Here is a 24,895-nt window from a genome sequence, read left to right on the forward strand (position 1 = left end):
CGTTACGCTGGATGCGTGGCAGTCGTCGATGTATCCGAAGAGCTGAAGTCCCTCTCCTCGACCATGGAGTCGATCGAGGCCGTCCTGGACCTCGACAAGCTGAGGGCAGACATCGCCGTGCTCGAGGAGCAGGCGGCCGCGCCGTCCCTGTGGGACAACCCGGACGAGGCGCAGAAGATCACCAGCAGGCTCTCCCACCTCCAGGCCGAGGTCAGGAAGGCGGAGGCGCTGCGCGGCCGGATCGACGATCTCGCGGTCCTCTTCGAGATGGCCGAGGAGGAGGACGACCCGGACACCCGTGCCGAGGCCGAGTCCGAGCTGGCCGCGGTGCGCAAGGCGCTGGACGAGATGGAGGTCCGGACGCTGCTCAGCGGTGAGTACGACTCCCGTGAGGCGCTCGTCAACATCCGCGCCGAGGCCGGTGGCGTCGACGCCGCCGACTTCGCCGAGAAGCTCCAGCGCATGTACCTGCGCTGGGCCGAGCAGCGCGGCTACAAGACGGAGCTGATCGAGACGTCGTACGCCGAAGAGGCCGGCATCAAGTCGACCACCTTCGCCGTCCAGGCGCCGTACGCCTACGGCACCCTCTCCGTCGAGCAGGGCACGCACCGCCTCGTGCGCATCTCGCCCTTCGACAACCAGGGCCGCCGCCAGACCTCCTTCGCGGGCGTGGAAGTGCTGCCCGTGGTCGAGCAGTCCGACCACGTCGAGATCGACGAGAGCGAGCTGCGGATCGACGTCTACCGGTCCTCGGGCCCGGGCGGCCAGGGCGTCAACACCACCGACTCCGCGGTCCGCATCACCCACCTGCCGACCGGCATCGTCGTCTCCTGTCAGAACGAGCGGTCGCAGATCCAGAACAAGGCCACCGCCATGAACGTCCTCCAGGCCAAGCTGCTGGAGCGGCGCCGGCAGGAGGAGCAGGCCAAGATGGACGCCCTCAAGGGCGACGGCGGCAACTCCTGGGGCAACCAGATGCGTTCGTACGTGCTGCACCCGTACCAGATGGTCAAGGACCTGCGGACGGAGCACGAGGTGGGCAACCCGGAGGCCGTGTTCAACGGCGAGATCGACGGGTTCCTGGAGGCCGGCATTCGCTGGCGCAAGCAGCAGGAGAAGTAACTTTGTCGACATGACAGCCGATAGGACAACTGCCGCCCGCGAGGCGGCAGTTGTCTTTTGTCTGGGTTTTACATCACACTCACAGGCTTCAACTCGCCGCAAACACCTCCCGAAGGGACATCGCGCCCGCAACGGCCTTGACGTTGCTTTGAAAAATCGGAAGGGTTAAGCGCGGCATGCGTACCTTGGGGCGCATGTGAACCGGGGGAATGGGTTGACGCTGTCTTCGTCACCGGCTGCCTCCCGTCGATCACGGCAAGGCCCCAGGCGCCGCCTCATTGACGATCAGCTACTGGGGGTAGCAACCACATGACGAAGAAGACGCGGATCCGGGTCGCGCGGATAGCCGCCGGCGCCGTGATCGCGGCCGGTGCGTCACTGACCGCGGCCGGCGCGGCCTCCGCCGCGGGCATCGATGTCCAGGCGGGCCCGATCAATCTGGGCGTGCACGCCGACGGCGGTGACAACGGCGGCACCGACGGCGGTGACGGCGGCTGCGACCTCGGCGTCTGCACCACGACCGGCGGCACGGACGGCACCGGCGGCACCACGACCGGTGGCACCGACACCACCGGCGGTACCGACACGACGGGTGGCACCGACACCACCGGCGGCACCGACACGACGGGTGGCACCGACACGACGGGTGGCACCGACACCACCGGCGGTGACGTCACCATCGGCGGCGTCATCGGCGGCGGCGACACCACGAGCGGCGGCACCAACACGACCGGTGGCACCAACACCACCGGTGGCACCAACACCACCGGTGGCGCCAACACGACCGGTGGCACCAACACCACTGGCGGTGACAACGGCACCGGCGGCACCACCACCGGCGGCGGCAACGGCACGGGTGGCGGCAACGGCACCGGCGGCGGCAACACCGGCGGCACCGGCACCACCGGTGGCGGCAACACCGGCGGTACCGGCACCACGGGCGGCGGCAACACCGGCGGCTCCACCACCGGTGGCAACAACGACAAGCCCAACGGCGGCAACGGCCCCGCCACCCAGGACCAGGGTTCCTCGCAGCTCACCGACACGGGCTCCGACACCCAGACCCAGAACAAGGGCAACGGCAAGCAGCTCGCCGAGACCGGTGCCGGCCAGACCGCGTTCCTGCTCATCGGCGCCGCGACGATGATCGCCGGCGGCATCGGCTTCCGTGTCCTGCCGCGACTGGCGGGCGGCCGGGGCGGCGCGGCCGCGTAACCGTACGGTCACGCGGCGCACCGACGCGCAGACGCGAGGGCCCGGGGCTCAACGCCCCGGGCCCTCGCGGATTTCTGAAGCTTTTCTTACGCCTGCCGGCCTCAGGCCGTCTGGTGCGCCAGCAGCGCCACCGCGGCGATCAGCACCGCCAGCAGTGCGATCAGCGCCATCGGGTTCACCCCGCCCAGGAAGCCCTCTTGCTGCAGTCGCTCGCGGTTGGCACGGCACACCGGGCACCGGCCCTCGCTCACGGGCGCCGCGCAGTTCGCGCACACCAACCGGTCGTACGTCATGCGCTCGCCCTCCTCGAACCGGCCTTCACTCGTACAACGCGCACGGGAACGAGAACGTTCCCCCTTCCACTGTGCCAGGTTCACGGAGCGCGTGCGCGGGGCCCGGGAGAGCCGGGCGGGAAGAGCTGCCGGTACAAAAACGTACAAGCCTTACCCAACCTCGACCTGCGACTGCACTTGCACACCCGGTTCGCGTATGGTCACGCTCATCTACCCCCGGCGACCCGTGGTGCATCCGTGATCCGATTCGACAACGTCTCCAAGGTCTACCCCAAGCAGACCCGCCCCGCACTCAGGGATGTCTCCCTCGAGGTGGAGAAGGGCGAGTTCGTGTTCCTCGTGGGGTCCTCCGGCTCCGGAAAGTCCACCTTCCTGCGGCTCATCCTCCGCGAGGAGCGGTGCAGCCACGGCCAGGTGCACGTGCTGGGCAAGGACCTCGCGCGCCTCTCCAACTGGAAGGTGCCGCAGATGCGCCGCCAGCTGGGGACGGTGTTCCAGGACTTCCGGCTCCTGCCGAACAAGACCGTCGCGGAGAACGTGGCCTTCGCCCAGGAGGTCATCGGCAAGTCCCGCGGCGAGATCCGCAAGTCCGTGCCGCAGGTGCTCGACCTCGTCGGGCTCGGCGGCAAGGAGGACCGGATGCCCGGCGAGCTGTCCGGTGGTGAGCAGCAGCGCGTGGCCATCGCGCGGGCCTTCGTCAACCGGCCCAAGCTGCTGATCGCCGACGAACCCACCGGCAACCTCGACCCGCAGACCTCCGTCGGCATCATGAAGCTGCTCGACCGGATCAACCGGACGGGCACCACGGTCATCATGGCGACACACGATCAGAACATCGTGGACCAGATGCGCAAGCGCGTCATCGAGCTGGAGAAGGGCCGCCTCGTCCGCGACCAGGCCCGCGGCGTCTACGGCTACCAGCACTAAGCAAGTTCACGACGGAAAGGCTCGACCAGACGCCATGCGCGCCCAGTTCGTCCTGTCGGAGATCGGTGTCGGTCTCCGCCGCAATCTGACGATGACCTTCGCCGTCATCGTCTCCGTCGCCCTGTCCCTGGCGCTCTTCGGCGGCTCGCTGCTGATGAGCGACCAGGTGAGCACCATGAAGGGCTACTGGTACGACAAGGTCAACGTCTCGATCTTCCTGTGCAACAAGCACGACGCCGACTCGGACGTGAACTGCGCCAAGGGCGCGGTCACCGAGGACCAGAAGAACCAGATCCTCGCCGACCTGAAGAAGATGCCGGTCGTCGAGAAGGTGTCGTACGAGTCGCAGGACGAGGCGTACAAGCACTACAAGGAGCAGTTCGGCAACTCCCCGCTGGCCAGCTCGCTGACGCCGGACCAGATGCAGGAGTCGTACCGGATCAAGCTCAAGGACCCGCAGAAGTACCAGGTGATCGCGTCCGCCTTCAACGGGCGCGCCGGTGTGCAGTCCGTGCAGGACCAGAAGGGCATCCTGGACAACCTCTTCACGCTGCTGAACCTGATGAACCGCGGCGCGCTCGGCGTGATGGCGATGATGCTGATCGTCGCGCTGCTGCTGATCATCAACACCGTGCGCGTCTCGGCGTTCAGCCGCCGGCGCGAAACCGGGATCATGCGCCTGGTCGGCGCCTCGGGCTTCTACATCCAGGCGCCGTTCATCGCCGAGGCCGCGGTCGCCGGGCTCATCGGCGGCGGCCTCGCCTGTGTGGCCCTGGTGGTCGGCCGGTACTTCACCATCGACCACGGCATGGACCTCGCCCACCACCTCACCCTCATCAACTTCGTCGGCTGGGACGCGGTGTTGACCAAGCTGCCGCTGATCCTCGCAACCAGCGTTCTGATGCCGTCACTTGCGGCGTTCTTCGCGCTGCGCAAGTACCTGAAGGTGTGACGCATGCCAAGAGGGCCGTACGGGCATCCGCCCGTACGGCCCTTCGCGTTGTCCTAGACTCACCGCCATGTCAGGCCGCGACCTGTTCTGTCCGCCCCGCCGCTTCCGCCGCGGGGCCGCCCTGACATTGGTCTTCGCCGGCGTCCTGGTCACCGGCGCCGCCACCGGCTCCTTCCCGGAACCCGAGGCCGCCGCACCGGTGGCCTCCGCGCGCAAGGCCGCTCCCGCCCCGAAGGGCGCGGCCACCGGGCACGAGGACGTCCAGAGGGCCGCCGCCGAGGCGATGGCCGACGGCAAGTCCCCGATGGAGGCCGCCGAGCGGGCCGTCAGCCGCAGCGGGGACCGCTGGGGCGCGGTGTACAGCGAGGGCGAGTACCAGGAGTTCCAGGAGGCCCTCGACGGCCGCTACACCGGCGTCGGCCTGTGGGCGCGGCGCGAGCGGGACGGCCGGATCGAGGTGACCAAGGTCCAGCCGGGCTCGCCGGCCGCCGCCGCCGGGATCCGCACGGGCGACCGGCTGCGCAGCGTCGACGGCGAGCGGGTCGACGGGCGTCCGGTCACCGACGTGGTCTCCTTACTGCGCGGCGACGCCGACGACGCGAGTGCCGGTACGGCTGTGACGCTCGGCCTGCAGCGCGGCACGCGCGCGTGGACCGAGACCCTGCACCGGGCCAGCCTGTCCACCGACTCCGTGACCGTGCACCGGCTGCCCGGCGGGGTCACCGTCATCCGGATCGCCGCGTTCACCAAGGGCTCCGGCGCCGCCGTACGCGCCGCGCTGCGGCAGGCCCCGGCCGACGCCGGGGTCGTACTCGACCTGCGCGGCAACTCGGGCGGCCTGGTCACCGAGGCGGTGGACACCGCCTCCGCCTTCCTCGACGGCGGCCTGGTCGCCACGTACGACGTCGACGGCGCCCAGCGCGCCCTGCACGCCGACCCCGGCGGCGACACCACCCGGCCCCTGGTCACCCTGGTCGACGGCGGCACGATGAGCGCGGCCGAGATGCTCACGGGGGCCCTGCAGGACCGGGGCCGCGCGGTGGTGATCGGCTCGCGCACCTTCGGCAAGGGCTCCATCCAGATGCCGACGACCCTGCCCGACGGCTCGGTGGCCGAGCTGACCGTCGGCCACTACCGCACCCCCTCCGGCCACGCGGTCGACGGCCGGGGCATCACCCCCGACCTGGACGCGGGCCCGGAGGCCCTGACGCGGGCCGAGACGGTGCTCGCGGGGCTGGGCGACGCGTCGTAGCCACGCCTGGTGGCCCCTCGTAATCGGCTGTACTCACACCCCCTGTGTGGTGCGAAAATGGTCGGCACTATGAGCAAGGGAATGTACGTACCGAAGGAGTCCCAGCCCAAGCAGGGCGGCGGGGCCGCCAAGGCCAGGGACGGCGAGAAGGGCGGCAAGCGCAAGATCGTCGCCCAGAACAAGAAGGCCCGGCACGACTACGCGATCATCGACACCTACGAGGCCGGGCTCGTGCTCATGGGCACCGAGGTCAAGTCGCTGCGCGAGGGGCGGACCTCGCTGACCGACGGCTTCGTCCAGATCGACCGGGGTGAGGCCTGGCTGCACAACGCCCACATCCCCGAGTATCACCAGGGCAGCTGGACCAACCACTCCGCGCGCCGCAAGCGCAAGCTGCTCCTGCACCGCGAGGAGATCGACAAGCTGGAGTCGAAGTCCCAGGAGACGGGTCACACGATCGTGCCCCTCGCGATCTACTTCAAGGACGGCCGGGCGAAGGCCGAGATCGCTCTCGCACGGGGCAAGAAGGAGTACGACAAGCGGCAGACGCTGCGCGAGAAGCAGGACCGGCGGGAGTCGGACCGGGCGATCGCGGCGGCGAAGCGCAGGCAGCGCGGCGTCTAGCCGGCCGACCGCAGGGAATACGCTGGCATCGTCGTGCGTTGGTCACGTACGATGGCACCGCACTCCACAGCGAGTGCGCGCGGCCCCTCCACGGAGGGTTTGAAAAATCAACATGGGGATGATCGGTTTCGACAGCGGCTGTCGAAGCAGGGGAAGCGTGTCGAGGAAGCGGCAATGATCTCGTAAACCATATGTCGCAAAAAATAATCGCCAACACCAAGCGCGATTCCTTCGCCCTCGCTGCCTAAGTAGCGACTTGCGAAGTGTCAGCCCGGGGCTGTTCCCGACCCGGATCCTGGCATCAGCTAGGGAACTAAACCTTGATCCCGGTCACGGGGTGAAGAGGGAAATCAAACAGTGACTGAGCCCGTCGGCGACTTGTTCGCGTGATCGCCGGGGCTGAGAAAAGCGAAGCGGACTGCACACGGAGAAGCCCTGATTCCGCACCGTTGGACGCGGGTTCGATTCCCGCCATCTCCACGAGGCCCCTCCGGGGGTTCAGCCCCATGTAACGGCCCCGTCGCTCTCAGCGGCGGGGCCGTTGTCATGCGGGGATGCGTCGTGGGGGTGCTTCGCTGTTGCCGGGTGCGGGCGGGTGGTGGGTTGCTCGCGCCCACGCGGCGGAGCCGCATATCGATACAGCCCCGCGCCCCTTAGGGAGCTGCAGTGCCGTCGGCTTCAAGGCTCCGGCACCCCGCCGGCGCGGGTGAGCGTAGCCACCCCCAGCGCGAGCGTGGCGCCGGCCGCTGGTACGGCGTACGCGGAGACCGGCGAGAGGTGCTCCGCCGCCCAGCCCCCCGTCGCCGAGCCGCACGCTATCCCCGTCAGCAGCCCCGTCACCATCAGGCTCATCCCCTCGTTGAGCCGGTCCTGCGGTGTGCGGCGCTGTACCAGCGTCATCGCCGTGACCATCGTCGGAGCCGTCGCCATCCCCGCCACCAGCAGCGCACCCGCCAGGGCCCACAGGGAACCGGTGAGACCCGCGGCCAGCCAGGGCAGGGTCATCAGCGCGGCCATCGCCGTCAGGCAGTGGCCGAGCCGCACCCCCGTCGGCCGTACCGCCCCGTACCCCAGGCCTGCCGCGCAGGAGCCCGCCGCCTGCAGGGCGAGGACAGCGCCGGCCGCCGTACGGTGACCCTGCGCGTCGGCGTAGGCGATCGTGACGACCTCCATGGAGCCGAACACCGCCCCGATGGCGGTGAAACAGGCCAGCAGCGGCGGGATGCCCGGGCTGCGCAGCGGCGAGGGCGCCTGGGAACGCGCCCGCGGCGGCGGCTCGGTGCTCCGCTGGGCGGTGAACAGGAGCATGCCGGCGAGCAGCAGCACCGCGCCCGTGAGCGTGCCCGCCTCCGGGAAGAACGTGCCGGTGAGGAAGGAGGCCAGCACCGGGCCGAGCATGAAGCACAGCTCGTCGGCGGCCTGTTCGAAGGAGTTCGCGGTGTGCAGCGCGCCCGGCTCGTCGCGCAGCAGATGCGCCCAGCGGGCGCGGGACAGGCCGCCGATGTTGGGAGTGGCCGCGGTGAGGGCGTAGGCGGCGAACAGGGTCCAGCCGGGGGCGTCGTAGCGGACGCACAGCAGCAGCGCGAGGCTGCCGAGCACGGACACGAGCGTGGCCGGTACGGCGACGCGGGCCTGCCCGTGCCGGTCCACCAGGCGGGCCGTCCAGGGCCCGGCCAGCGCGGTCGCCGCGAGTCCGGTCGCGGTGACGGCACCGGCCAGGGCGTAGGAGCCCCGCGAGCCGGCGATCATCACGACGGCGCTCACGCTGAACATGCCCATGGGCAGCCGGGCGAGGAGGTTGCCGGTGGTGAAGGCGCGGGCTCCGGGGAGCGAGAAGAGGCGGCGGTAGGCGCCGGTGGTTGTGGACATGACGGAGGGCATGGGTTCACCCTCGCCCCGAGTGGATCACGGGGTCCAACACCTTCTCGGTGCGGATTCACGCACCTGCGTTGTAAGTTCACGGGCATGCCCGTCCCCGCCGACATAGATCCCCGTCTCCTGCGCGCGTTTCTCGCCGTGGCCGAGGACCTGCACTTCACCCGGGCCGCGGCCCGCCTGTACGTCGCCCAGCAGGCGCTCAGCCGGGACGTACGGCGGCTGGAGCGGGAGCTGGGCGCCGAGCTGTTCGTGCGCACGACCCGGCAGGTGACCCTGACCGCGGACGGCGCGCGGCTGCTGCCGCACGCCCGGCGGGTCCTCGCCGCCCAGGACGACCTGCTCGCCGCCTTCGCCCCCGGCCGGTCCCGCCCGCTGCTGGTGGACCTCAACTCCGCGGGCCTGGCCACCGGCCGCCGGGTGCTGCACCGGGCCCGCGAACTCGCCCCGGACTGCGAGCTGATGGCCCGCTACGAGAGCGGCCTGACCGGGGCGGCCGCCGAGCTGCTGGCCGGCCGGCTGGACGCCTCCTTCGGCCGTTTCGCCGGCCTGGACCCGGCGCTGCGGTCCGGTCTGGAGCAGCAGCCGGTGCGGTACGAGCCGATGGCCGTCGTCCTGCCCGAGGACCATCCGCTGGCCGCCCGCGCCGAGGTGCCGGTGGCCGCGCTGGCCGGCGAGACCGTCTACGCCGGTGCCGGGAACCCGCGCACCCTGGAGTGGACCGACCTGGCGACCCGGCTCTTCGAGGGGCGGGGCATCCGGCTCGCCGCGCCCCTGCCGCTGGCGGTCGGGGACGAGGAGTTCGAGCGGATCATGGCCAAGAACCGGCATCCGGTGCTGGCCGTCGTGGACTTCCCGGCGCTGCCCCGCACGGTGCGCCGGCCGCTCGTCGATCCGGTCCCGCTGTCGCCGGTCTCCCTGGTGTGGCGCAAGGGGCTGGTCCATCCCGGGCTGGACGCGCTGCGCCGGGCGGCGGCGGAGCTCGCGGGGGAGCGGGGGTGGCTGCGGCGGCCGGCCGGGGGATGGATTCCCGCCATCGACGCCGGTGTCATGCGCCCGGGAGCGGGCCTCACCGACCGGTCCCCGGCCGAGTGAGAGCAACGTTCCCTTCCGGTCACCCACAGCCACAGACAGGAAACGCGCCCTCCCTACCTTCGGGCTGAGTCAGTCGATGGCAGGTCGACGGCAGACCTAGCAGCCGTAGCCCCCGTGGAGGCGTGATGACAGCCCCAGCCCCAACAGCCCCAACCCGTCGCAGTGGCCGCTGGATCGAGCGCTGGGACCCGGAGGACGAGGGATTCTGGAAGGCGACCGGGGAACGGATCGCCAACCGCAACCTGTGGTTCTCCGTCCTCTCGGAGCACATCGGCTTCTCCATCTGGACCCTGTGGTCCGTCCTCGTCCTGTTCATGGGCCCGAAGTACGGCCTCACGCCCGCCGACAAGTTCCTGCTGACCTCGATGGTCACCCTCGTCGGCGCGGTCGTGCGCGTCCCCTACACCTTCGCCGTGGCCGTCTTCGGCGGCCGCAACTGGACGATCATCTCCGCGAGCCTGCTGCTCATCCCGACGATCGCGGCCTTCGCGGTCATGAAGCCGGGCACGTCCTTCAGCACGTTCCTGGTCGTCGGCCTGCTGGCCGGCATCGGCGGCGGCAACTTCGCCTCCTCCATGACCAACATCAACGCCTTCTTCCCGCTGCGGAAGAAGGGCTGGGCGCTGGGCCTGAACGCGGGCGGCGGCAACATCGGCGTGGCGGCGATCCAGCTGGTGGCCCTCGCGGTCATCGGCGCCGGCGGCGGCCCGCGCGTCCTGCTGGGCATCTACATCCCGCTGATCGTCGTGGCCGCCGTGCTCGCCGCCGTCTGCATGGACAACCTGGCGACGGTGAAGAACGACACCGGCGCGGCCAAGGACGCCGCGAAGGACGCCCACACCTGGATCATGTCGTTCCTGTACATCGGCACCTTCGGCTCCTTCATCGGCTACAGCTTCGCCTTCGGCCAGGTGCTGACGAACCAGTTCGGCCGGACCCCGCTGCAGGCGACGTACCTCACCTTCATGGGCCCGCTGCTCGGCTCGCTGGTCCGGCCCATCGGCGGGCGGCTCGCGGACCGCTTCGGCGGCGCCCGCATCACCCTGTGGAACTACGTCGCCATGGCCGCCGCCACCGGCGGCCTCATCGCCGCGAGCCAGGCGAAGTCGCTGCCGCTGTTCGCGAGCGTGTTCGTGGTGCTGTTCGTGCTCAGCGGGCTCGGCAACGGCTCGACGTTCAAGATGATCCCGGGCATCTTCCAGACCAAGGCCCTGGCCAAGGGCCTGGAGGGGGAGGCGGCGGTGCTCTACGGCCGGCGTCTTTCCGGTGCCTCCATGGGGCTGATCGGCGCGGTCGGCGCGCTCGGCGGAGTCGGCATCAACCTCGCCTTCCGCCAGTCCTTCCTCTCCTACGGCTCCGGCACCGGGGCGTTCGTCGCCTTCCTCGCCTACTACGGCGTCTGCTTCGCGGTGACGTGGGCCGTATACCTTCGCCGCCCGGCGCGAGAGGCTGTGCAAGCGGCGGCTTCGGAGACAAAGGCGCAGCTCAGCTACGCGGAAGTGTGACGTAACACCGGTGCAATGAAGCCGAACCGAGCCTGTCACGCGCCGTTGACAGGCTCGATTCGCGCGCCGGCCAGCTAGGAGAGCCCCATGTACGACGAAGAGCAGCACCCCGGACCCCGTGGCGCCGTCGAGCACGGTCCGCTCGCGGGCTTCACCGTGGGCGTCACCGCCGCGCGCCGGGCCGACGAGCTGGGCGCACTGCTCCAGCGGCGCGGAGCCAGCGTCCTGCACGCACCGGCCCTGCGCATCGTGCCGCTGGCTGACGACGGCGAACTGCTCGCCGCGACGAAGGAGATCATCGACCAGGTGCCCGACGTGGTCGTGGCCACCACGGCGATCGGTTTCCGGGGCTGGATAGAGGCCGCCGACGGCTGGGGCCTGGGCGAGCAGCTGCTCGGCCGGCTGCGCGGCGCCGAGCTCCTGGCCAGGGGCCCCAAGGTCAAGGGCGCGATCCGCGCGGCCGGTCTGACGGAGGAGTGGTCGCCCTCCTCGGAATCGCTGGCCGAGGTCCTGGACCGCCTGCTGGAGGAGGGCGTCGAGGGCCGCCGTATCGCCGTACAGCTGCACGGCGAGCCGCTGCCCGGCTTCGTCGAGTCCCTGCGGGCCGGCGGGGCGGAGGTGGTCCCGGTCCCGGTGTACCGCTGGATGCCCCCGGAGGACGTCACCCCGCTGGACCGCCTGCTGGACGCGACGGTCTCCCGCTCCCTGGACGCGCTGACCTTCACCAGCGCGCCCGCGGCCGCGTCTCTGCTCTCCCGGGCGGAAACCCGGGGCCTGCGGGAGGAGCTCCTGTCGGCCCTCGTCCATGACGTCCTCCCGGCCTGCGTGGGCCCGGTGACGGCGCTCCCCCTCCAGGCCCACGGCGTGGACACGATCCAGCCGGAACGCTTCCGCCTGGGTCCCCTGGTCCAGCTCCTCTGCCAGGAACTCCCGGCCCGCGCCCGCGCGTTGCCGATCGCCGGCCACCGGGTGGAGATCCGGGGCCACGCGGTCCTGGTCGACGGCGCCCTGCGGCCGGTCCCTCCGGCGGGAATGTCCCTGCTCCGGGCCCTGTCCCGCCGCCCCGGATGGGTCGTGCCCCGGGCGGACCTCCTCCGCGCCCTGCCGGGCGCGGGCCGCGACGAACACGCGGTGGAGACGGCGATGGCCCGCCTCCGCACGGCCCTCGGCGCCCCGAAGCTGATCCAGACGGTGGTCAAGCGCGGCTACCGCCTGGCCCTGGACCCGGCGACGGACGCGAAGTACGCGGACGCGTAGGCGGGCCCGGACTTCAGCTCACAAGTAGGTCGCCTGGTGGATGTACAGGCACTCGTGCCGCGGGACGATCAAGTACAGGAAGAATCCACCGGGTACATGCGCGACATTGCCCTTCGGGCCCGCCTCCTGCCGCCAGCTCATGCGGACATCGCCTGGCGGGCCTCGGTTTCGACCGCGCGGAGTTCGGACATGGCCGCGCGGAAGTCGGGGTCGTCCCTGGTGCCCGTGTTGTGTACGGAGTCCAACGCGGCCTGGTAACGGGAGCGCAGGTCGGGTCGCCGTTCGATCTCCACCTGCGCATGCCAGTAGGTGAGCCAGTACTGGAGGTGGCCGATCTTGCCGTCCTGGAGGGCGGCTCCCAAAGCCTCTTCCTTGTGCTGTTCCATTTCACTCAGCCGGTGCGGGGCGAGGCGCGCCAGCGCTATGCGCACGGCCGCTGGAGTGCGCTCGGGGCGGGGAATCAGCTCGTGGCCGTGATCCGGTTGTGTGCTCACGCGGCGGCTCCTCCATGCTCAGCTTCCTGCACTCACGGTACCGGCCGGGAGTGACAACGGCCCCGAGGTCGACCGCCCGCCCACCTCGAACCACAACAGCTTCCCGGCGCCCCGCTCCAGCGGACCGTCACCGATCCGGAAACCGCCCCACCAGTCGGCGTACTCCTGCACGAGGTGGAGTCCTCGCCCGCACTCGGCGTCCGCCGGGGCCGCCTGCACCCGGTCCCAGGGCGGGTCTCCGAAGGGCGCCGGGATGCGCGGGTGACTGTCCCAGACCCCGACCCTGAGCCTGCCGTCCGCGAGGGCAGTGAGCCGGAGGGAGGCAGGGCCGTGGGTGTGCCGGTAGGCGTTGGCGACCAGCTCCGACGCCAGCAGCTCGACAGGTTCCAGCAGGTCCTGTCTGCCGTGTCCGCTCAGCACGCTCCGTACGGTCATACGTGCGACCCGTGCCGCGCGGGGATCATGGGGCAGGCGAAGGGCGTACACCCAGGTGTCGGGCAGGGATACGGTGCCCATGGAAACCTCCGTCGAGAGAAGGGACTCGGGCTCGCTCAACTGATCACGCAGACGGTGGCTTTGCCTGGGGAGGTGCGCTTCCGGCTTATGGGCGTGGGGAGTTGGGCGACGCATGATTACCGTAGGGCAGATGGTTAGATGCATCTAACGGAATACATGGGATGCGTCCATTCTTCACTCGTGTGAGGGAGAGTGGCACCACGGCGCGGCCAGGAAGGAGAAGGAGTGCCGCCCACCAACAGTCCGACGCTCCGGCAGCGGAGGCTGGGTGCAGAGCTGCGCAAACTTCGTGAGCGTGCGGGACTTACCGCAACCGGCGCCGCCGAACTGCTCGGCGTCAACCAGGCACGCATCAGCATGATCGAGACCGGCCGTACTCCCATCAGCGCCGACCGGCTGCGCTCCATGGCGCACGTCTACGACTGCGCGGACGAAGCACTCATCGACGCCCTCGCAGCGATGACCGGCCGACGGACCCGCGGCTGGTGGGAGGAGTACCGCGAGCACGTGCCGGTCGCACTGGTCGATCTCGCCGAGCTGGAGCATCACGCGTCCGCGCTGCGGGTGGCGCTCGTGATCCATGTCCCAGCCCTGCTGCAAACCACCGACCATGCCCGTGCCATCTTCCGGTCGGCGGCGCCGCCGATGCGGCAGTACGAGATCGAACACCGCCTCACGCACCGCATGAAGCGGCAGGGCGTTCTGCACAGGACCGACCCGACCCCATACACAGCGATCATTCATGAGACGGCACTCCGCATGAACTTCGGCGGCCCTGCCGTGGCGCGTGGTCAGCTCAAGCACCTGCTCGACATGAGCGAACTGCCGCACATCACCGTCCGAGTGATCCCCTTCGGCGCCGACCAGTTCCCGACCACCGGCCAGCCTTTCGACTACGTCGAGGGCCCTGTCCCGCAGCTCGACACCGTCCAGCTGGATTCGCACCATGGCGCCTGCGAGTTCATCGACGCCGAGGCCCAGTTGAACAAGTACCGGGCGGTGTTCAACCGCATGGAGTCCTGTGCGCTCAGCCCAGCCGAGACGCGCGACTTCATTCACCACCGCATCCAGGAGCTATGAAGGAGTAACCATGCCGACCCTTCGATGGCAGAAGTCCACCTACAGTCCCGACGGCTCGAACTGCGTCGAGATAGCCACCACCCCCACCACCATCCACATCCGAGACTCCAAGACCCCCACCGCCCCCCACCTCACCGTCACCCCCGCCACTTGGGCGAAATTCCTGACGCCGTGGACCCGCGCAGAGGCCCGCATGCAAGAGGGGCATTCATGACCGGTCTGACCGTCGAGGCAGCCTGGAAATCCGCAGTGCTCAACCTCTTCGGCGGTGCGTGTACCTTCGTGCGGGTAGGCCCGCGAGAGCATGACGACTGGCGCCGGGACGCAGTGGCCTTGATGGTGCTCAAGGCGACTGATCCGCGCGGATGGCACTCGATGAACCATGCACCAGAGGTCAACGGGGACCGAAGTGGAATCGGCTCCCCTTTCATGCCATGGAGTCCCGAGCAGATTCAGGAAAGTCTCTACGAGATTGGCGGGGAATCGGCGACTCAACTCCTGGTCGCCCTGCAGGGAGATTTCTATCAGGCGGCCGGGATCAAAGATTTCGAAAATCGCAAAGAGCAACTTTTCAAGGATAGTCGGACAGTTCTGGCCAGATTTGGGGCGAACTCCACCTTCTTTACGAATGCGGCAGACGCGTACGAGAACCCAACCGTCGACCTCCTGAACCCTGACACGGAATGGTCGTGCCTCTCTGTGTACACGACCGATTGTGGCCTCGTCGCAGTATCCGATACCGAAGTGGGCGTTTTCTGGGCGTTCTGGGAAGACTAGGAGAGGATGACCCCCGGCGCTCCGGCCCTCCGTGCGGCGTCCAGGTCGGCCGGAACAGGAGTACGAGGGGTTCCGACCAAGCCCCCGGGCAGGCACTGTGAAGAGAAGAACCCCGCTTCCTGCCTAGGCGGTGACAGGCGCATGGCACTGGGTACGGCCACACCCCCGTACGAGCCGCGGTTCGACGCCGGGCGGGTCTGTCTCGACCTGCTCGCGACCACGCATCCGGCCGAACGGCTGGACGGTGTCGAGGCGTTGTGCGCGTGGATCGGCGGGGTGGGGCTCGTGCCGGAGGGGACGGCGCTCGGCGGGGCCGACGCCTCCTGGCTGGTAGGGTTCCGGGAACTGCGCGCGCACATCGGGCAGTTGGTGCGCAATCCGCACGCGCCGGACACGTCGGCGTACGACAGCGCGCTCCGGCGGGTCAACGAGGTCGCGCGGGGCGAGACCCCCGCCCCGCGTGCCGTACGCGGTCCGGACGGCGGGCTCACCAGGGAGCTGGCCGACCCGCCGACCTGCGCCAGGCTGCTCGCGGTCGTCGCGCGGGACGCCGTGGACCTGCTCACCGATCCCGTCGCGCGGGCGGCCGTGCGAGAGTGCGAGGGGGACGACTGCCCGCTCGTGTACGTCGACACCTCCCGGGGCCGGCGCCGGCGGTGGTGTTCCAGCGAGGTCTGCGGGAACCGGGAGCGGGTGGCCCGGCACCGGCGGCGGGCCGCGCTCGCGCGGGCGTGATTTCCGTAACACCGGGTTTAGGTGTGTCGTACACGGGAATCGTCGGCCTTCCCCGGCCGCGTGTCTGAAATGTGAAGATCAAGTGGGGGGATTGTGGTCGCATGTCCCGCTCGTCACGTCACCCCGGAGAAAACTGTCACCTCCGTTTGAACGCCACGCCGCCTCCTTCCGTACGGGTGGGCGAGCGACCGACTGGGGGAACCCCCGGACACCGGAGGTGGGCGTGCGCAAGGATGCGGCCGTGGCCAATGAACGTGGATCGAGGGCCCGACATCGCATGTCCTCACAGCCCTCGGAACCTGACGAGGAGCTGATGCGTGCGCTGTATCGAGAGCACGCCGGACCCCTGCTCGCGTATGTCCTGCGCCTGGTCGCCGGTGATCGGCAGCGCGCCGAGGACGTCGTACAGGAAACGCTCATCCGTGCCTGGAAGAACGCCGGTCAGCTCAATCGGGCGACCGGTTCGGTACGCCCCTGGCTGGTGACGGTCGCGCGCCGCATCGTCATCGACGGCCACCGCAGCCGGCAGGCCCGGCCGCAGGAGGTCGATCCGTCGCCGCTGGAGGTCATCCCCGCGGAGGACGAGATCGACAAGGCGCTGTGGCTGATGACGCTGTCGGACGCGCTCGACGACCTGACCCCGGCCCACCGGGAGGTCCTCGTCGAGACGTACTTCAAGGGGCGTACGGTCAATGAGGCGGCCGAGACGCTGGGTATACCCAGCGGCACGGTGCGCTCTCGGGTGTTCTACGCCCTGCGGTCGATGAAGCTGGCACTGGAGGAGCGGGGGGTGACGGCGTGATGAGCAGTGGTTACGGGGGGATGCAGGGATTCGGTGCAGGTGGTCCGGGTATGTCTGGACCCATGAGCCCCCAATCGGGATCTTCGGTGCCGAGCGAGCACGAGACCGTCGGCGCGTACGCCCTCGGGATTCTCGACGACGCCGAGGCAACCGCTTTCGAGGCACACCTCGCCGGCTGCGAGTGGTGCGCCCAGCAGCTGGACGAGCTCGCCGGGATGGAGCCGATGCTGGCCGCGCTCGCGGATCTGCCGGGCTCCGGCAGCAGCCCCGCGATCGGCGACTCGCTGTCCGCCAAGCCCAGCCCGCGGCTGGTGGAGAAGCTCGTCGACGAGGTCGCCGAGAAGCGCGCCCAGAAGCGCCGGCGCAGCTTCTACATGATCGCCGCGGCGGCCGCGCTGATCATCGCCGGACCGCTGGCCGCGGTGGCGGTGAACAGCGGGTCGGGCGGGGGCGGGCAGGTCACCGCGTCCGCGGCGCAGACCACCTTCGAGTCCATGCCCGACAGGAAGTCGGCCACGGACCCGGCGTCCCAGACCAGCGCCACCATCGCGATGCAGCAGAAGGACTGGGGCACCCAGGCGGTCCTGGAGCTGAAGAACGCCAAGGGGCCGCTGAAGTGCTCCCTCGTGCTCGTCGCGAAGAACGGGCAGCGCGTGACGATGTCCTCCTGGTCCGTGCCGAACTGGGGCTACGGCATCCCGGACGGGAAGACGCCGGAGTCCAGGAAACCGCTCTACATCGGCGGCGCGGCGGCCTTCAAGCCCAACGAGATCGACCACTTCGAGGTCGTGACCTTCGAGGGCAAGAAGCTCGTACAGGTGAACGCGTAGCGCCTGCGGCGGGCTCGGCCGGGTCCTGGGGCGGTTTTGGGTCCTGTCCGTGCTCGTCGCGCCCACGCGGCGGAGCCGCATATCGGCACGGCCCCGCGCCCCTGGGAACTGCCGCCCCGTAGCTTTGACGGGTCCCCTTGACGTACGGTTGACGGCTGCCCAGCACGTCAGAAGGGGGCCCGGTGGCCGCTCAGGTTCAGCAGTCCGCGGTCGGCTCGGTACACGGCGCACACGATTCCGTCCGTGACCGGGAGATCGGCGTCGAGCAGGAACACCTGGACCGGGTGTACCGGCGGCTCGAGGAGAAGATCCACGAGGCCGAGTTCCTGATGCACGACGCGGCCAAGCGCGGCCAGGTCGGCACCCCGGGCGCGCTGGCCGAGCGGGACGCGCAGGTCTTCCGGGCCGGCATCCACCTGAACCGGCTGAACAACGAGTTCGAGGACTTCCTGTTCGGGCGGATCGACCTGCTGCTCGGCAAGGACGGCAAGAAGGGACCGGACGGCGCGTACACGGCCGTCGAGCCCGCGGAGGGCGCGGTCCGGCCCGACAACACCGCCGACATCGCCGAGACCCTGCACATCGGGCGGATCGGCGTGCTCGACGAGGACTACTCGCCGCTGGTGATCGACTGGCGGGCGCCCGCCGCCGCCCCCTTCTACCGGGCCACCCCGGTGGATCCCGGGCGGGTCGTACGGCGCCGGGTCATCCGGTCCAAGGGGCGCCGGGTGCTCGGCGTCGAGGACGACCTGATGCGGCCCGAGCTGACCGCCCGCCTCGACGGCCGTCAGCTGCCCGTGATCGGCGACGGCGCCCTCATGGCCGCCCTCGGCCAGGCCCGCAGCCACACCATGCGGGACATCGTCTCCTCCATCCAGGCCGAGCAGGACCTGGTCATCCGCGCCCCCGCCGCCTCGATCACCTATGTGGAGGGCGGCCCGGGGACCGGCAAGACCGCCGTCGCCCTGCACCGCGCCGCCTACCTGCTCTACCAGGACAGACGCAGATACGCGGGCGGCATCCTGATCGTCTCCCCGACCCCGCTGCTCGTGGCCTACACCGAGGGCGTGCTGCCCTCGCTCGGCGAGGAGGGCCAGGTCGCGATCCGCGCGATCGGCTCGCTGGTCGACGGTGCGGAGGCCACGCTGTACGACTCCCCGGCCGTGGCCCGCGCCAAGGGCTCGCACCGGATGCTGAAGGTGCTGCGGAAGGCCGCCCGGGGCGCCCTGGAACTGGGACCGGCCGGCACCGGCTCACTGGGGCAGCTCGCCCTGGACGACGGCGGCGACCAGACCGACGGGACGGCCGGCGCCGACGGCAGGGCGGCGCGGGCCTTCGCCGGGCCGCCGTCCCGCCTGCGCGTCGTCGCCTTCGGACGCCGTCTGGAGCTGGAGGCGGAGGAGCTGGAACGTATCCGCCGTACGGCCCTCGGCGGCACCGCGCCGGTCAACCTGCTGCGCCCGCGCGCCCGCAGGCTGCTGCTGGACGCCCTGTGGGCGAAGTCCGGGGCGGCCGCCCGGCACACCGACCCCGAGCTGGCCGCCGAACTGCGCTCCTCCTTCGACGAGGACGTCACCTCCGAGGACTCCTTCCTCGCCTTCCTCGACGCCTGGTGGCCCGAGCTCACCCCTGGGGCCGTGCTCGCCGCCATGGCCGACGAGAAGCGGCTCGGTCGCTGGGCCCGCCGCATCCTCAACCCCGGCGAGATCCGCAAGGTGGCCCGCTCGCTGCAGCGGGACGGCCACTCCGTGCACGACATCGCCATGCTGGACGAGCTCCAGGCGATCCTCGGCGCCCCGGCCCGGCCCCGGAAGAAGCGCGAGCTCGACCCGCTGGACCAGCTCACCGGCCTGGAGGAGCTGATGCCGGTGCGCGAGGAGTCGCAGCGGGAGCGGGCCGAGCGCCTGGCGCAGGAGCGCACCGAGTACGCGCACGTCATCGTCGACGAGGCCCAGGACCTCACCCCGATGCAGTGGCGCATGGTCGGCCGCCGCGGCCGGCACGCCACCTGGACGGTCGTCGGCGACCCCGCGCAGTCCTCCTGGTCCGACCCGGACGAGGCCGCCGAGGCCCGCGACGAGGCCCTCGGCACCCGGCCCCGGCGCCGCTTCGAGCTGACGGTGAACTACCGCAACCCGGCCGAGATCGCCGAGCTCGCCGCCAAGGTGCTCGCGCTCGCCATGCCCGGCTCCGAGGCGCCGAGCGCCGTGCGGTCCACCGGGGTCGAGCCGCGGTTCGTGGTCGTACGGGACTCCCTCGGGGCCACCGCGCGCGCGGAGGCCGAACGGCTGCTGGAGCTGGTGGACGGCACGGTCGGCGTGGTCGTCGCCATGAACCGGCGCGCGGAGGCCCGGCGCTGGCTGGACGGGCTCGGCGACCGGGTGGTGGCGCTCGGCAGCCTGGAGGCCAAGGGGCTGGAGTACGACGCGACGGTCGTCGTGTCGCCCGCGGAGATCGCCGACGAGTCGCCGGCCGGGCTGCGCGTGCTCTACGTCGCGCTGACCAGGGCCACCCAGCAGCTGACGGTGGTGTCGGGGGAGCGGGACGAGCCGGACGCGGCCGGGGTGCCGGACCTGCTGCGGGACTGACTTCCTGTGAACATCCGGTACGGGAATGGCCCCGGGGCGCCGGTTTGTTAGCCTTGGTGTGGCACCGGCCCGATCCAAGCCCCCGGGCCCAACCTTCGTCCCTGCGAGGGACCACTTGCCGCGAGGCGAGCATGGCGGGTCGGTGTCATGAGCGTGAGAGAGACCCACGTCGGACTGTGACGTGGGTCTCTTTCTTTGCCTGATCCTCTCTCGTATGGTGGAAGTGGTTTTCCGAAACCATGCGGCACCCCCGCACCGCTCATGAACACAACGTCCGCAATCCAGGGCGACTACCACGTACTCCGCGGTAGGTGCGACGATCGGACGGCACAACTCGCGACACGGTGAAAGCAGAGGAAGTCGGCCATGGCAACGGCGCCCAGCGTCTCCTACTCGATGACCATCCGGCTGGAGGTGCCCGCGAGCGGAACCGCCGTCTCGCAGCTCACCACCGCGGTCGAGTCCTCCGGAGGCTCGGTGACCGGCCTCGACGTCACCGCGTCCGGCCACGAGAAGCTCCGTATCGACGTCACCATCGCGGCCACCTCCACCGCGCACGCCGAGGAGATCGTCGAGAAGCTGCGCGGGATCGAGGGCGTCACCCTCGGCAAGGTCTCCGACCGAACCTTCCTGATGCACCTCGGCGGCAAGATCGAGATGGCGTCGAAACACCCCATCCGCAACCGTGACGACCTGTCCATGGTCTACACGCCCGGCGTGGCCCGCGTCTGCATGGCCATCGCCGAGAACCCCGAGGACGCCCGCCGCCTCACCATCAAGCGCAACTCCGTTGCGGTCGTGACGGACGGCTCCGCCGTGCTGGGCCTCGGCAACATCGGCCCCAAGGCCGCGCTGCCCGTCATGGAGGGCAAGGCGGCCCTCTTCAAGCGCTTCGCCGGCATCGACGCCTGGCCGATCTGCCTGGACACCCAGGACAGCGACGCGATCGTGGAGATCGTCAAGGCCATCGCCCCCGGGTTCGCCGGCATCAACCTCGAGGACATCTCCGCCCCCCGCTGCTTCGAGATCGAGGCCCGGCTGCGCGAGGCCCTCGACATCCCCGTCTTCCACGACGACCAGCACGGCACCGCGATCGTCGTCCTCGCCGCCCTGACCAACGCACTTCGCGTCACGGACAAGGCGATCGAGAACATCCGGGTCGTCATGTCCGGCGCCGGCGCCGCCGGTACGGCCATCCTCAAGCTGCTGCTCGCCGCGGGCGTGAAGAACGCCGTCGTCGCCGACATCCACGGGGTCGTCCACTCCGGCCGCGAGGACCTGGTGAACGCCCCGGCCGACTCGCCGCTGCGCTGGATCGCCGACAACACCAACCCCGAGGGCCTCACCGGCACCCTGAAGGAGGCCGTGCGCGGCGCCGACGTGTTCATCGGCGTCTCCGCCCCGAACGTCCTCGACGGCGACGACGTGGCCGCCATGGCCGACGGCGCCATCGTGTTCGCGCTCGCGAACCCCGACCCCGAGGTCGACCCCGCAATCGCCCGGCAGACGGCGGCCGTTGTGGCCACCGGCCGCTCCGACTTCCCGAACCAGATCAACAACGTGCTGGTCTTCCCGGGCGTCTTCCGCGGCCTGCTGGACGCCCAGTCCCGCACCGTCAACACCGAGATGATGCTGGCCGCCGCGAAGGCCCTGGCCGACGTGGTCAGCCAGGACGAGCTGAACCCGAACTACATCATCCCGAGCGTCTTCAACGACAAGGTCGCGGGCGCCGTGGCGGGCGCGGTCCGCGAGGCCGCCAGGGCGGCGGGCGCGACGGCCTAGCCGCCCGCCGTGCCGCTCCGCCGGGTGACGGCGGAGTGGCGGCCGGGCGACGTCCCGGTGACGGCGTGCCGTACTGTGCAGGGGCTGTGAGGATCACCACGGCGGCCCCCGCACCGGCGCGTCGTGGAACCAGCCGATGCCGGGCGCCCTCTAGGGTGACGCCGAGCGGGCGCTTTTCGTGTGACTCCCCAGGGTGTTCTCACGACTCCTACGGGTGCCGGATTGGCTTTACCGCCGCAGGTAGGGGCAGGATGCGTCCCTGGGCGCGAGCGCATCGGCATCGCAGTGCCTCGGGCGTCTCCGCCGCAAGGCACACCCCAACGGCAAGAAAAACACGGGAGTAACAACATGAACCGCAGTGAGCTGGTGGCCGCGCTGGCCGACCGCGCCGAGGTGACCCGCAAGGACGCCGACGCCGTGCTGGCCGCGTTCGCCGAGACCGTCGGCGAGATCGTCGCCAAGGGCGACGAGAAGGTCACCATCCCCGGCTTCCTGACCTTCGAGCGCACCCACCGTGCCGCTCGCACCGCGCGCAACCCGCAGACCGGCGAGCCGATCAACATCCCCGCCGGCTACAGCGTGAAGGTCACCGCGGGCTCCAAGCTCAAGGAAGCGGCCAAGGGCAAGTAAGCGCTCCGCTTCGAGCGCCGGTCCACCGGAGCACCGCTGCGGTGGAGCGCCGTGGGCGGCTGCGGGCCCGTCGTGGCTGGTCGCGCAGCTCCCCGCGCCCCCTTGGGGCGCTTGAGCCGAAGACGCTGAAAAGGGCGGCCCCCCTCGCACGAGGGAGGCCGCCCTTTCGCCGTTGACGCGGACCGGCCGAGCGCCTTGCCCGGCGGCTCGACCTCGGCTCCGACCTCGACCGGCTTCTCCATGCTGTGTCTACCCGGGGGCCATGACATCAGCGGCTCCGCCGCGGGCCCCCGGACCCCCGGCCGGGATGCGTGCTGCCCCGGCCGGGTGGGAGTGGCCGTCGTCAGCCGAGCGCCTTGCCCGGCAGCTCGACCTTGGCTCCGAGCTCGACCAGCTTCTCCATGAAGTTCTCGTAGCCGCGGTTGATCAGGTCGATGCCGTGGACGCGGGACGTGCCCTCGGCCGCCAGGGCCGCGATGAGGTACGAGAAGCCGCCGCGCAGGTCGGGGATGACCAGGTCGGCGCCCTGGAGCCGGGTGGGGCCCGAGACGACCGCGGAGTGCAGGAAGTTGCGCTGGCCGAAGCGGCAGTCGGAGCCGCCCAGGCACTCGCGGTAGAGCTGGATGTGCGCGCCCATCTGGTTGAGCGCCGAGGTGAAGCCCAGCCGGGACTCGTAGACCGTCTCGTGGATGATGGACAGGCCCGTCGCCTGGGTCAGCGCGACCACCAGCGGCTGCTGCCAGTCGGTCTGGAAACCGGGGTGTACGTCCGTCTCCAGCGCGATCGACTTCAACTGGCCGCCGGGGTGCCAGAAACGGATGCCCTCGTCGTCGATCTCGAAGGCGCCGCCCACCTTCCGGTAGGTGTTCAGGAACGTCATCATCGACCGCTGCTGGGCGCCGCGGACGTAGATGTTGCCGTTGGTCGCGAGCGCCGCGGAAGCCCAGGAGGCGGCCTCCAGGCGGTCCGGGAGGGCGCGGTGGGTGTAACCGCCGAGCCGCTCCACACCCGTGATGCGGATGGTGCGGTCGGTGTCCATCGCGATGATCGCGCCCATCTTCTGCAGGACGCAGATCAGGTCCTCGATCTCCGGCTCCACGGCCGCGTTGGACAACTCCGTTACGCCCTCGGCCAGTACGGCCGTCAGCAGCACCTGCTCGGTCGCGCCGACGGACGGGTACGGCAGCCGGATCTTCGTACCGCGCAGGCCCTTCGGGGCCTCCAGGTACTGCCCGTCCGCGCGTTTCTCGATGACCGCGCCGAACTGCCGCAGCACGTCGAAGTGGAAGTCGATGGGCCGGCCGCCGATGTCACAGCCGCCGAGGCCCGGGATGAACGCGTGGCCGAGGCGGTGCAGCAGCGGCCCGCAGAACAGGATCGGAATACGGCTGGAACCCGCGTGGGCATCGATGTCAGCCACGTTGGCGCTCTCGACGTGCGTCGGGTCCATCACCAGCTCTCCGGGCTCCTCGCCCGGCCGGACCGTCACGCCGTGCAGCTGCAGCAGGCCGCGGACGACGCGCACGTCACGGATGTCGGGAACGTTGCGCAGGCGGCTCGGCGCGCTGCCCAGGAGGGCGGCGACCATGGCCTTCGGTACGAGGTTCTTCGCACCGCGGACACGGATCTCGCCCTCCAGCGGGGTTCCGCCGTGGACAAGCAGGACATCGTCGTTGACGGTCATGTATCTCGCGTTCCGATGAGTTGGTCAGGGGGCGGCCGATCACTGTTGCGCGGGGGCCGGGAGAGACAGGGTAATCGCCGATCACCCCCCGCCCGTAAGCCCAAGGACCGCCCAGGAACGTCATATCTGTGTCACAACACGAACCGTTCCCAAACGGGCACATGGGGTCACCGCTCGTGGCGTGCGCCCGGGATGCTCCCGGACTCCCTGAGCTGCGTTCACTCCCGCACCCCGATTGGCTCCCCACCGAAGGGGAAGATGCGGGATCATGTCTGGCATGACCGAGGTGTCCTCGCTCACAGGGCGGCTGCTCGTGGCCACTCCCGCCCTGGCGGACCCGAACTTCGACCGCGCGGTGGTGCTCCTTCTCGACCACGACGAGGAGGGTTCCCTCGGTGTCGTCCTCAACCGTCCCACCCCGGTGGACGTGGGCGACATCCTGGAAGGCTGGGCCGACCTGACCGGCGAGCCCGGCGTGGTCTTCCAGGGCGGCCCCGTCTCGCTGGACTCCGCGCTCGGCGTCGCGGTCATCCCGGGCGGCGCGAGCGGCGACCTCGCCCCGCTCGGCTGGCGCCGGGTGCACGGCGCGATCGGCCTGGTCGACCTGGAGGCGCCGCCGGAACTGCTCGCCGCCGCCCTCGGTTCCCTGCGGATCTTCGCCGGGTACGCCGGATGGGGCCCGGGCCAGCTGGAGGACGAGCTGGTCGAGGGCGCCTGGTACGTGGTCGAGTCGGAGCCCGGGGACGTCTCCTCCCCGGCCCCGGAGAGGCTCTGGCGGGAGGTGCTGCGCCGCCAGCGCAACGAGCTCGCGATGGTGGCCACGTATCCGGACGACCCGTCGCTCAACTGATGCCTGTGAG

The 24,895-nt window shown here is 70.4% G+C and carries 24 protein-coding genes and 1 other RNA gene; 20 read left to right on the forward strand and 5 right to left on the reverse strand.

Annotated elements, in window-relative coordinates:
* Positions 1-15 precede the first annotated feature (15 nt).
* The gene (gene prfB / locus ABB07_RS23395; protein WP_208900545.1) at positions 16-1,122 is read left to right on the forward strand and encodes a peptide chain release factor 2; all 1,107 of its coding nucleotides are present in this window, start codon (positions 16-18) and stop codon (positions 1,120-1,122) included.
* A gap of 309 nt (positions 1,123-1,431) precedes the next feature.
* Entirely contained in the window at positions 1,432-2,337 is a 906-nt protein-coding gene (locus ABB07_RS23400; RefSeq protein WP_208900546.1) for an LPXTG cell wall anchor domain-containing protein, read from the forward strand.
* Positions 2,338-2,438: 101 nt separating this feature from the next.
* Here ABB07_RS23400 and ABB07_RS23405 read toward each other — a convergent pair whose 3' ends face one another.
* Complete coding sequence (locus tag ABB07_RS23405) at positions 2,439-2,630, reverse strand: hypothetical protein (protein ID WP_023550109.1); 192 nt, start codon at positions 2,628-2,630, stop codon at positions 2,439-2,441.
* Positions 2,631-2,867: 237 nt separating this feature from the next.
* Between ABB07_RS23405 and ftsE the strand changes: the two genes are divergently transcribed.
* From ftsE to ssrA, 5 genes are all read left to right on the forward strand, one after another.
* Positions 2,868-3,557, forward strand: a complete 690-nt coding sequence (gene ftsE, locus ABB07_RS23410) for a cell division ATP-binding protein FtsE (protein WP_055707746.1) — start codon at positions 2,868-2,870, stop codon at positions 3,555-3,557.
* A gap of 34 nt (positions 3,558-3,591) precedes the next feature.
* Complete coding sequence (gene ftsX / locus ABB07_RS23415; protein ID WP_208900547.1) at positions 3,592-4,509, forward strand: permease-like cell division protein FtsX; 918 nt, start codon at positions 3,592-3,594, stop codon at positions 4,507-4,509.
* A 67-nt stretch (positions 4,510-4,576) separates the two neighbouring features.
* The gene (locus tag ABB07_RS23420; RefSeq protein WP_208900548.1) at positions 4,577-5,761 is read left to right on the forward strand and encodes a S41 family peptidase; all 1,185 of its coding nucleotides are present in this window, start codon (positions 4,577-4,579) and stop codon (positions 5,759-5,761) included.
* A gap of 81 nt (positions 5,762-5,842) precedes the next feature.
* Positions 5,843-6,385: an SsrA-binding protein SmpB gene (gene smpB / locus ABB07_RS23425; RefSeq protein ID WP_153535457.1), complete on the forward strand. Its 543-nt coding sequence runs from the start codon at positions 5,843-5,845 to the stop codon at positions 6,383-6,385.
* A 114-nt stretch (positions 6,386-6,499) separates the two neighbouring features.
* Positions 6,500-6,868: a transfer-messenger RNA gene (gene ssrA, locus ABB07_RS23430) on the forward strand.
* A gap of 195 nt (positions 6,869-7,063) precedes the next feature.
* Here the strand turns inward: ssrA and ABB07_RS23435 are convergent.
* Positions 7,064-8,254: an MFS transporter gene (locus ABB07_RS23435; protein WP_208900549.1), complete on the reverse strand. Its 1,191-nt coding sequence runs from the start codon at positions 8,252-8,254 to the stop codon at positions 7,064-7,066.
* Positions 8,255-8,350: 96 nt separating this feature from the next.
* On the opposite strand from ABB07_RS23435, the gene ABB07_RS23440 reads away from it, so the two are divergent.
* From ABB07_RS23440 to ABB07_RS23450, 3 genes are all read left to right on the forward strand, one after another.
* Positions 8,351-9,355: a LysR family transcriptional regulator gene (locus ABB07_RS23440; RefSeq protein WP_208900550.1), complete on the forward strand. Its 1,005-nt coding sequence runs from the start codon at positions 8,351-8,353 to the stop codon at positions 9,353-9,355.
* Between the two features lie 125 nt (positions 9,356-9,480).
* Positions 9,481-10,860, forward strand: coding sequence for a nitrate/nitrite transporter (locus ABB07_RS23445; protein WP_208900551.1), 1,380 nt, complete (start codon positions 9,481-9,483; stop codon positions 10,858-10,860).
* Between the two features lie 87 nt (positions 10,861-10,947).
* Positions 10,948-12,117 carry a uroporphyrinogen-III synthase gene (locus tag ABB07_RS23450; protein WP_208900552.1) on the forward strand — a complete coding sequence of 390 codons (1,170 nt, stop codon included), beginning with the start codon at positions 10,948-10,950 and terminating at the stop codon, positions 12,115-12,117.
* Positions 12,118-12,254: 137 nt separating this feature from the next.
* Here the strand turns inward: ABB07_RS23450 and ABB07_RS23455 are convergent, their stop codons facing one another.
* Both ABB07_RS23455 and ABB07_RS23460 read right to left on the reverse strand, forming a co-directional pair.
* Positions 12,255-12,611 carry a hypothetical protein gene (locus ABB07_RS23455; protein WP_208900553.1) on the reverse strand — a complete coding sequence of 119 codons (357 nt, stop codon included), beginning with the start codon at positions 12,609-12,611 and terminating at the stop codon, positions 12,255-12,257.
* Between the two features lie 18 nt (positions 12,612-12,629).
* Complete coding sequence (locus tag ABB07_RS23460; protein ID WP_208900554.1) at positions 12,630-13,127, reverse strand: ATP-binding protein; 498 nt, start codon at positions 13,125-13,127, stop codon at positions 12,630-12,632.
* A 225-nt stretch (positions 13,128-13,352) separates the two neighbouring features.
* Between ABB07_RS23460 and ABB07_RS23465 the strand changes: the two genes are divergently transcribed.
* The 9 genes from ABB07_RS23465 (at position 13,353) to ABB07_RS23505 (ending at position 22,351) form a co-directional block, all read left to right on the forward strand.
* Positions 13,353-14,207, forward strand: a complete 855-nt coding sequence (locus tag ABB07_RS23465; RefSeq protein WP_208900555.1) for a helix-turn-helix domain-containing protein — start codon at positions 13,353-13,355, stop codon at positions 14,205-14,207.
* Positions 14,208-14,217: 10 nt separating this feature from the next.
* The gene (locus ABB07_RS23470; RefSeq protein ID WP_208900556.1) at positions 14,218-14,421 is read left to right on the forward strand and encodes a DUF397 domain-containing protein; all 204 of its coding nucleotides are present in this window, start codon (positions 14,218-14,220) and stop codon (positions 14,419-14,421) included.
* Complete coding sequence (locus ABB07_RS23475; RefSeq protein WP_208900557.1) at positions 14,418-14,984, forward strand: hypothetical protein; 567 nt, start codon at positions 14,418-14,420, stop codon at positions 14,982-14,984. Before ABB07_RS23470 ends, ABB07_RS23475 begins: the two co-directional genes overlap by 4 nt.
* 141 nt (positions 14,985-15,125) lie before the next feature.
* Positions 15,126-15,719, forward strand: a complete 594-nt coding sequence (locus ABB07_RS23480) for a CGNR zinc finger domain-containing protein (RefSeq protein ID WP_208900558.1) — start codon at positions 15,126-15,128, stop codon at positions 15,717-15,719.
* A 217-nt stretch (positions 15,720-15,936) separates the two neighbouring features.
* A complete protein-coding gene (locus ABB07_RS23485) occupies positions 15,937-16,521 on the forward strand; it encodes a sigma-70 family RNA polymerase sigma factor (RefSeq protein ID WP_030167252.1) in 585 nt (194 codons plus the stop codon).
* Between the two features lie 62 nt (positions 16,522-16,583).
* Positions 16,584-17,351 (forward strand): anti-sigma factor family protein, encoded by a 768-nt coding sequence (locus tag ABB07_RS23490; RefSeq protein WP_244189481.1) that lies wholly within the window; start codon positions 16,584-16,586, stop codon positions 17,349-17,351.
* 182 nt (positions 17,352-17,533) lie between these two features.
* Positions 17,534-19,939: a HelD family protein gene (locus tag ABB07_RS23495; RefSeq protein WP_208900560.1), complete on the forward strand. Its 2,406-nt coding sequence runs from the start codon at positions 17,534-17,536 to the stop codon at positions 19,937-19,939.
* Positions 19,940-20,305: 366 nt separating this feature from the next.
* Positions 20,306-21,721 (forward strand): NAD-dependent malic enzyme, encoded by a 1,416-nt coding sequence (locus tag ABB07_RS23500; RefSeq protein ID WP_208900561.1) that lies wholly within the window; start codon positions 20,306-20,308, stop codon positions 21,719-21,721.
* Positions 21,722-22,069: 348 nt separating this feature from the next.
* Positions 22,070-22,351, forward strand: coding sequence for an HU family DNA-binding protein (locus ABB07_RS23505; RefSeq protein ID WP_023550134.1), 282 nt, complete (start codon positions 22,070-22,072; stop codon positions 22,349-22,351).
* Positions 22,352-22,694: 343 nt separating this feature from the next.
* On the opposite strand, the gene murA is transcribed toward ABB07_RS23505, so the two are convergent.
* Positions 22,695-24,035, reverse strand: a complete 1,341-nt coding sequence (gene murA, locus ABB07_RS23510; RefSeq protein WP_208900562.1) for a UDP-N-acetylglucosamine 1-carboxyvinyltransferase — start codon at positions 24,033-24,035, stop codon at positions 22,695-22,697.
* A gap of 277 nt (positions 24,036-24,312) precedes the next feature.
* Here murA and ABB07_RS23515 point away from each other — a divergent pair, with 277 nt between their 5' ends.
* Complete coding sequence (locus ABB07_RS23515) at positions 24,313-24,885, forward strand: YqgE/AlgH family protein (RefSeq protein WP_208900563.1); 573 nt, start codon at positions 24,313-24,315, stop codon at positions 24,883-24,885.
* The last annotated feature ends 10 nt before the right edge of the window (positions 24,886-24,895 follow it).

Source organism: Streptomyces incarnatus (assembly GCF_001027185.1).
Lineage (GTDB): Bacteria > Actinomycetota > Actinomycetes > Streptomycetales > Streptomycetaceae > Streptomyces > Streptomyces puniciscabiei.

Bases quoted from the DNA above. Each gene is read 5' to 3' on its own strand.
- murA (WP_208900562.1), bottom strand. From the start codon at position 24,035: ATGACCGTCAACGACGATGTCCTGCTTGTCCACGGCGGAACCCCGCTG.
- ABB07_RS23435 (WP_208900549.1), bottom strand. From the start codon at position 8,254: ATGTCCACAACCACCGGCGCCTACCGCCGCCTCTTCTCGCTCCCCGGA.
- ABB07_RS23515 (WP_208900563.1), top strand. From the start codon at position 24,313: ATGACCGAGGTGTCCTCGCTCACAGGGCGGCTGCTCGTGGCCACTCCC.
- ABB07_RS23480 (WP_208900558.1), top strand. From the start codon at position 15,126: ATGGCACTGGGTACGGCCACACCCCCGTACGAGCCGCGGTTCGACGCC.
- ABB07_RS23460 (WP_208900554.1), bottom strand. From the start codon at position 13,127: ATGGGCACCGTATCCCTGCCCGACACCTGGGTGTACGCCCTTCGCCTG.
- ABB07_RS23440 (WP_208900550.1), top strand. From the start codon at position 8,351: ATGCCCGTCCCCGCCGACATAGATCCCCGTCTCCTGCGCGCGTTTCTC.
- ABB07_RS23400 (WP_208900546.1), top strand. From the start codon at position 1,432: ATGACGAAGAAGACGCGGATCCGGGTCGCGCGGATAGCCGCCGGCGCC.
- ftsX (WP_208900547.1), top strand. From the start codon at position 3,592: ATGCGCGCCCAGTTCGTCCTGTCGGAGATCGGTGTCGGTCTCCGCCGC.
- ABB07_RS23470 (WP_208900556.1), top strand. From the start codon at position 14,218: ATGCCGACCCTTCGATGGCAGAAGTCCACCTACAGTCCCGACGGCTCG.
- ABB07_RS23405 (WP_023550109.1), bottom strand. From the start codon at position 2,630: ATGACGTACGACCGGTTGGTGTGCGCGAACTGCGCGGCGCCCGTGAGC.
- ABB07_RS23500 (WP_208900561.1), top strand. From the start codon at position 20,306: ATGGCAACGGCGCCCAGCGTCTCCTACTCGATGACCATCCGGCTGGAG.
- ABB07_RS23505 (WP_023550134.1), top strand. From the start codon at position 22,070: ATGAACCGCAGTGAGCTGGTGGCCGCGCTGGCCGACCGCGCCGAGGTG.
- ABB07_RS23475 (WP_208900557.1), top strand. From the start codon at position 14,418: ATGACCGGTCTGACCGTCGAGGCAGCCTGGAAATCCGCAGTGCTCAAC.
- ABB07_RS23490 (WP_244189481.1), top strand. From the start codon at position 16,584: ATGAGCCCCCAATCGGGATCTTCGGTGCCGAGCGAGCACGAGACCGTC.
- ABB07_RS23450 (WP_208900552.1), top strand. From the start codon at position 10,948: ATGTACGACGAAGAGCAGCACCCCGGACCCCGTGGCGCCGTCGAGCAC.
- smpB (WP_153535457.1), top strand. From the start codon at position 5,843: ATGTACGTACCGAAGGAGTCCCAGCCCAAGCAGGGCGGCGGGGCCGCC.
- ABB07_RS23420 (WP_208900548.1), top strand. From the start codon at position 4,577: ATGTCAGGCCGCGACCTGTTCTGTCCGCCCCGCCGCTTCCGCCGCGGG.
- ABB07_RS23445 (WP_208900551.1), top strand. From the start codon at position 9,481: ATGACAGCCCCAGCCCCAACAGCCCCAACCCGTCGCAGTGGCCGCTGG.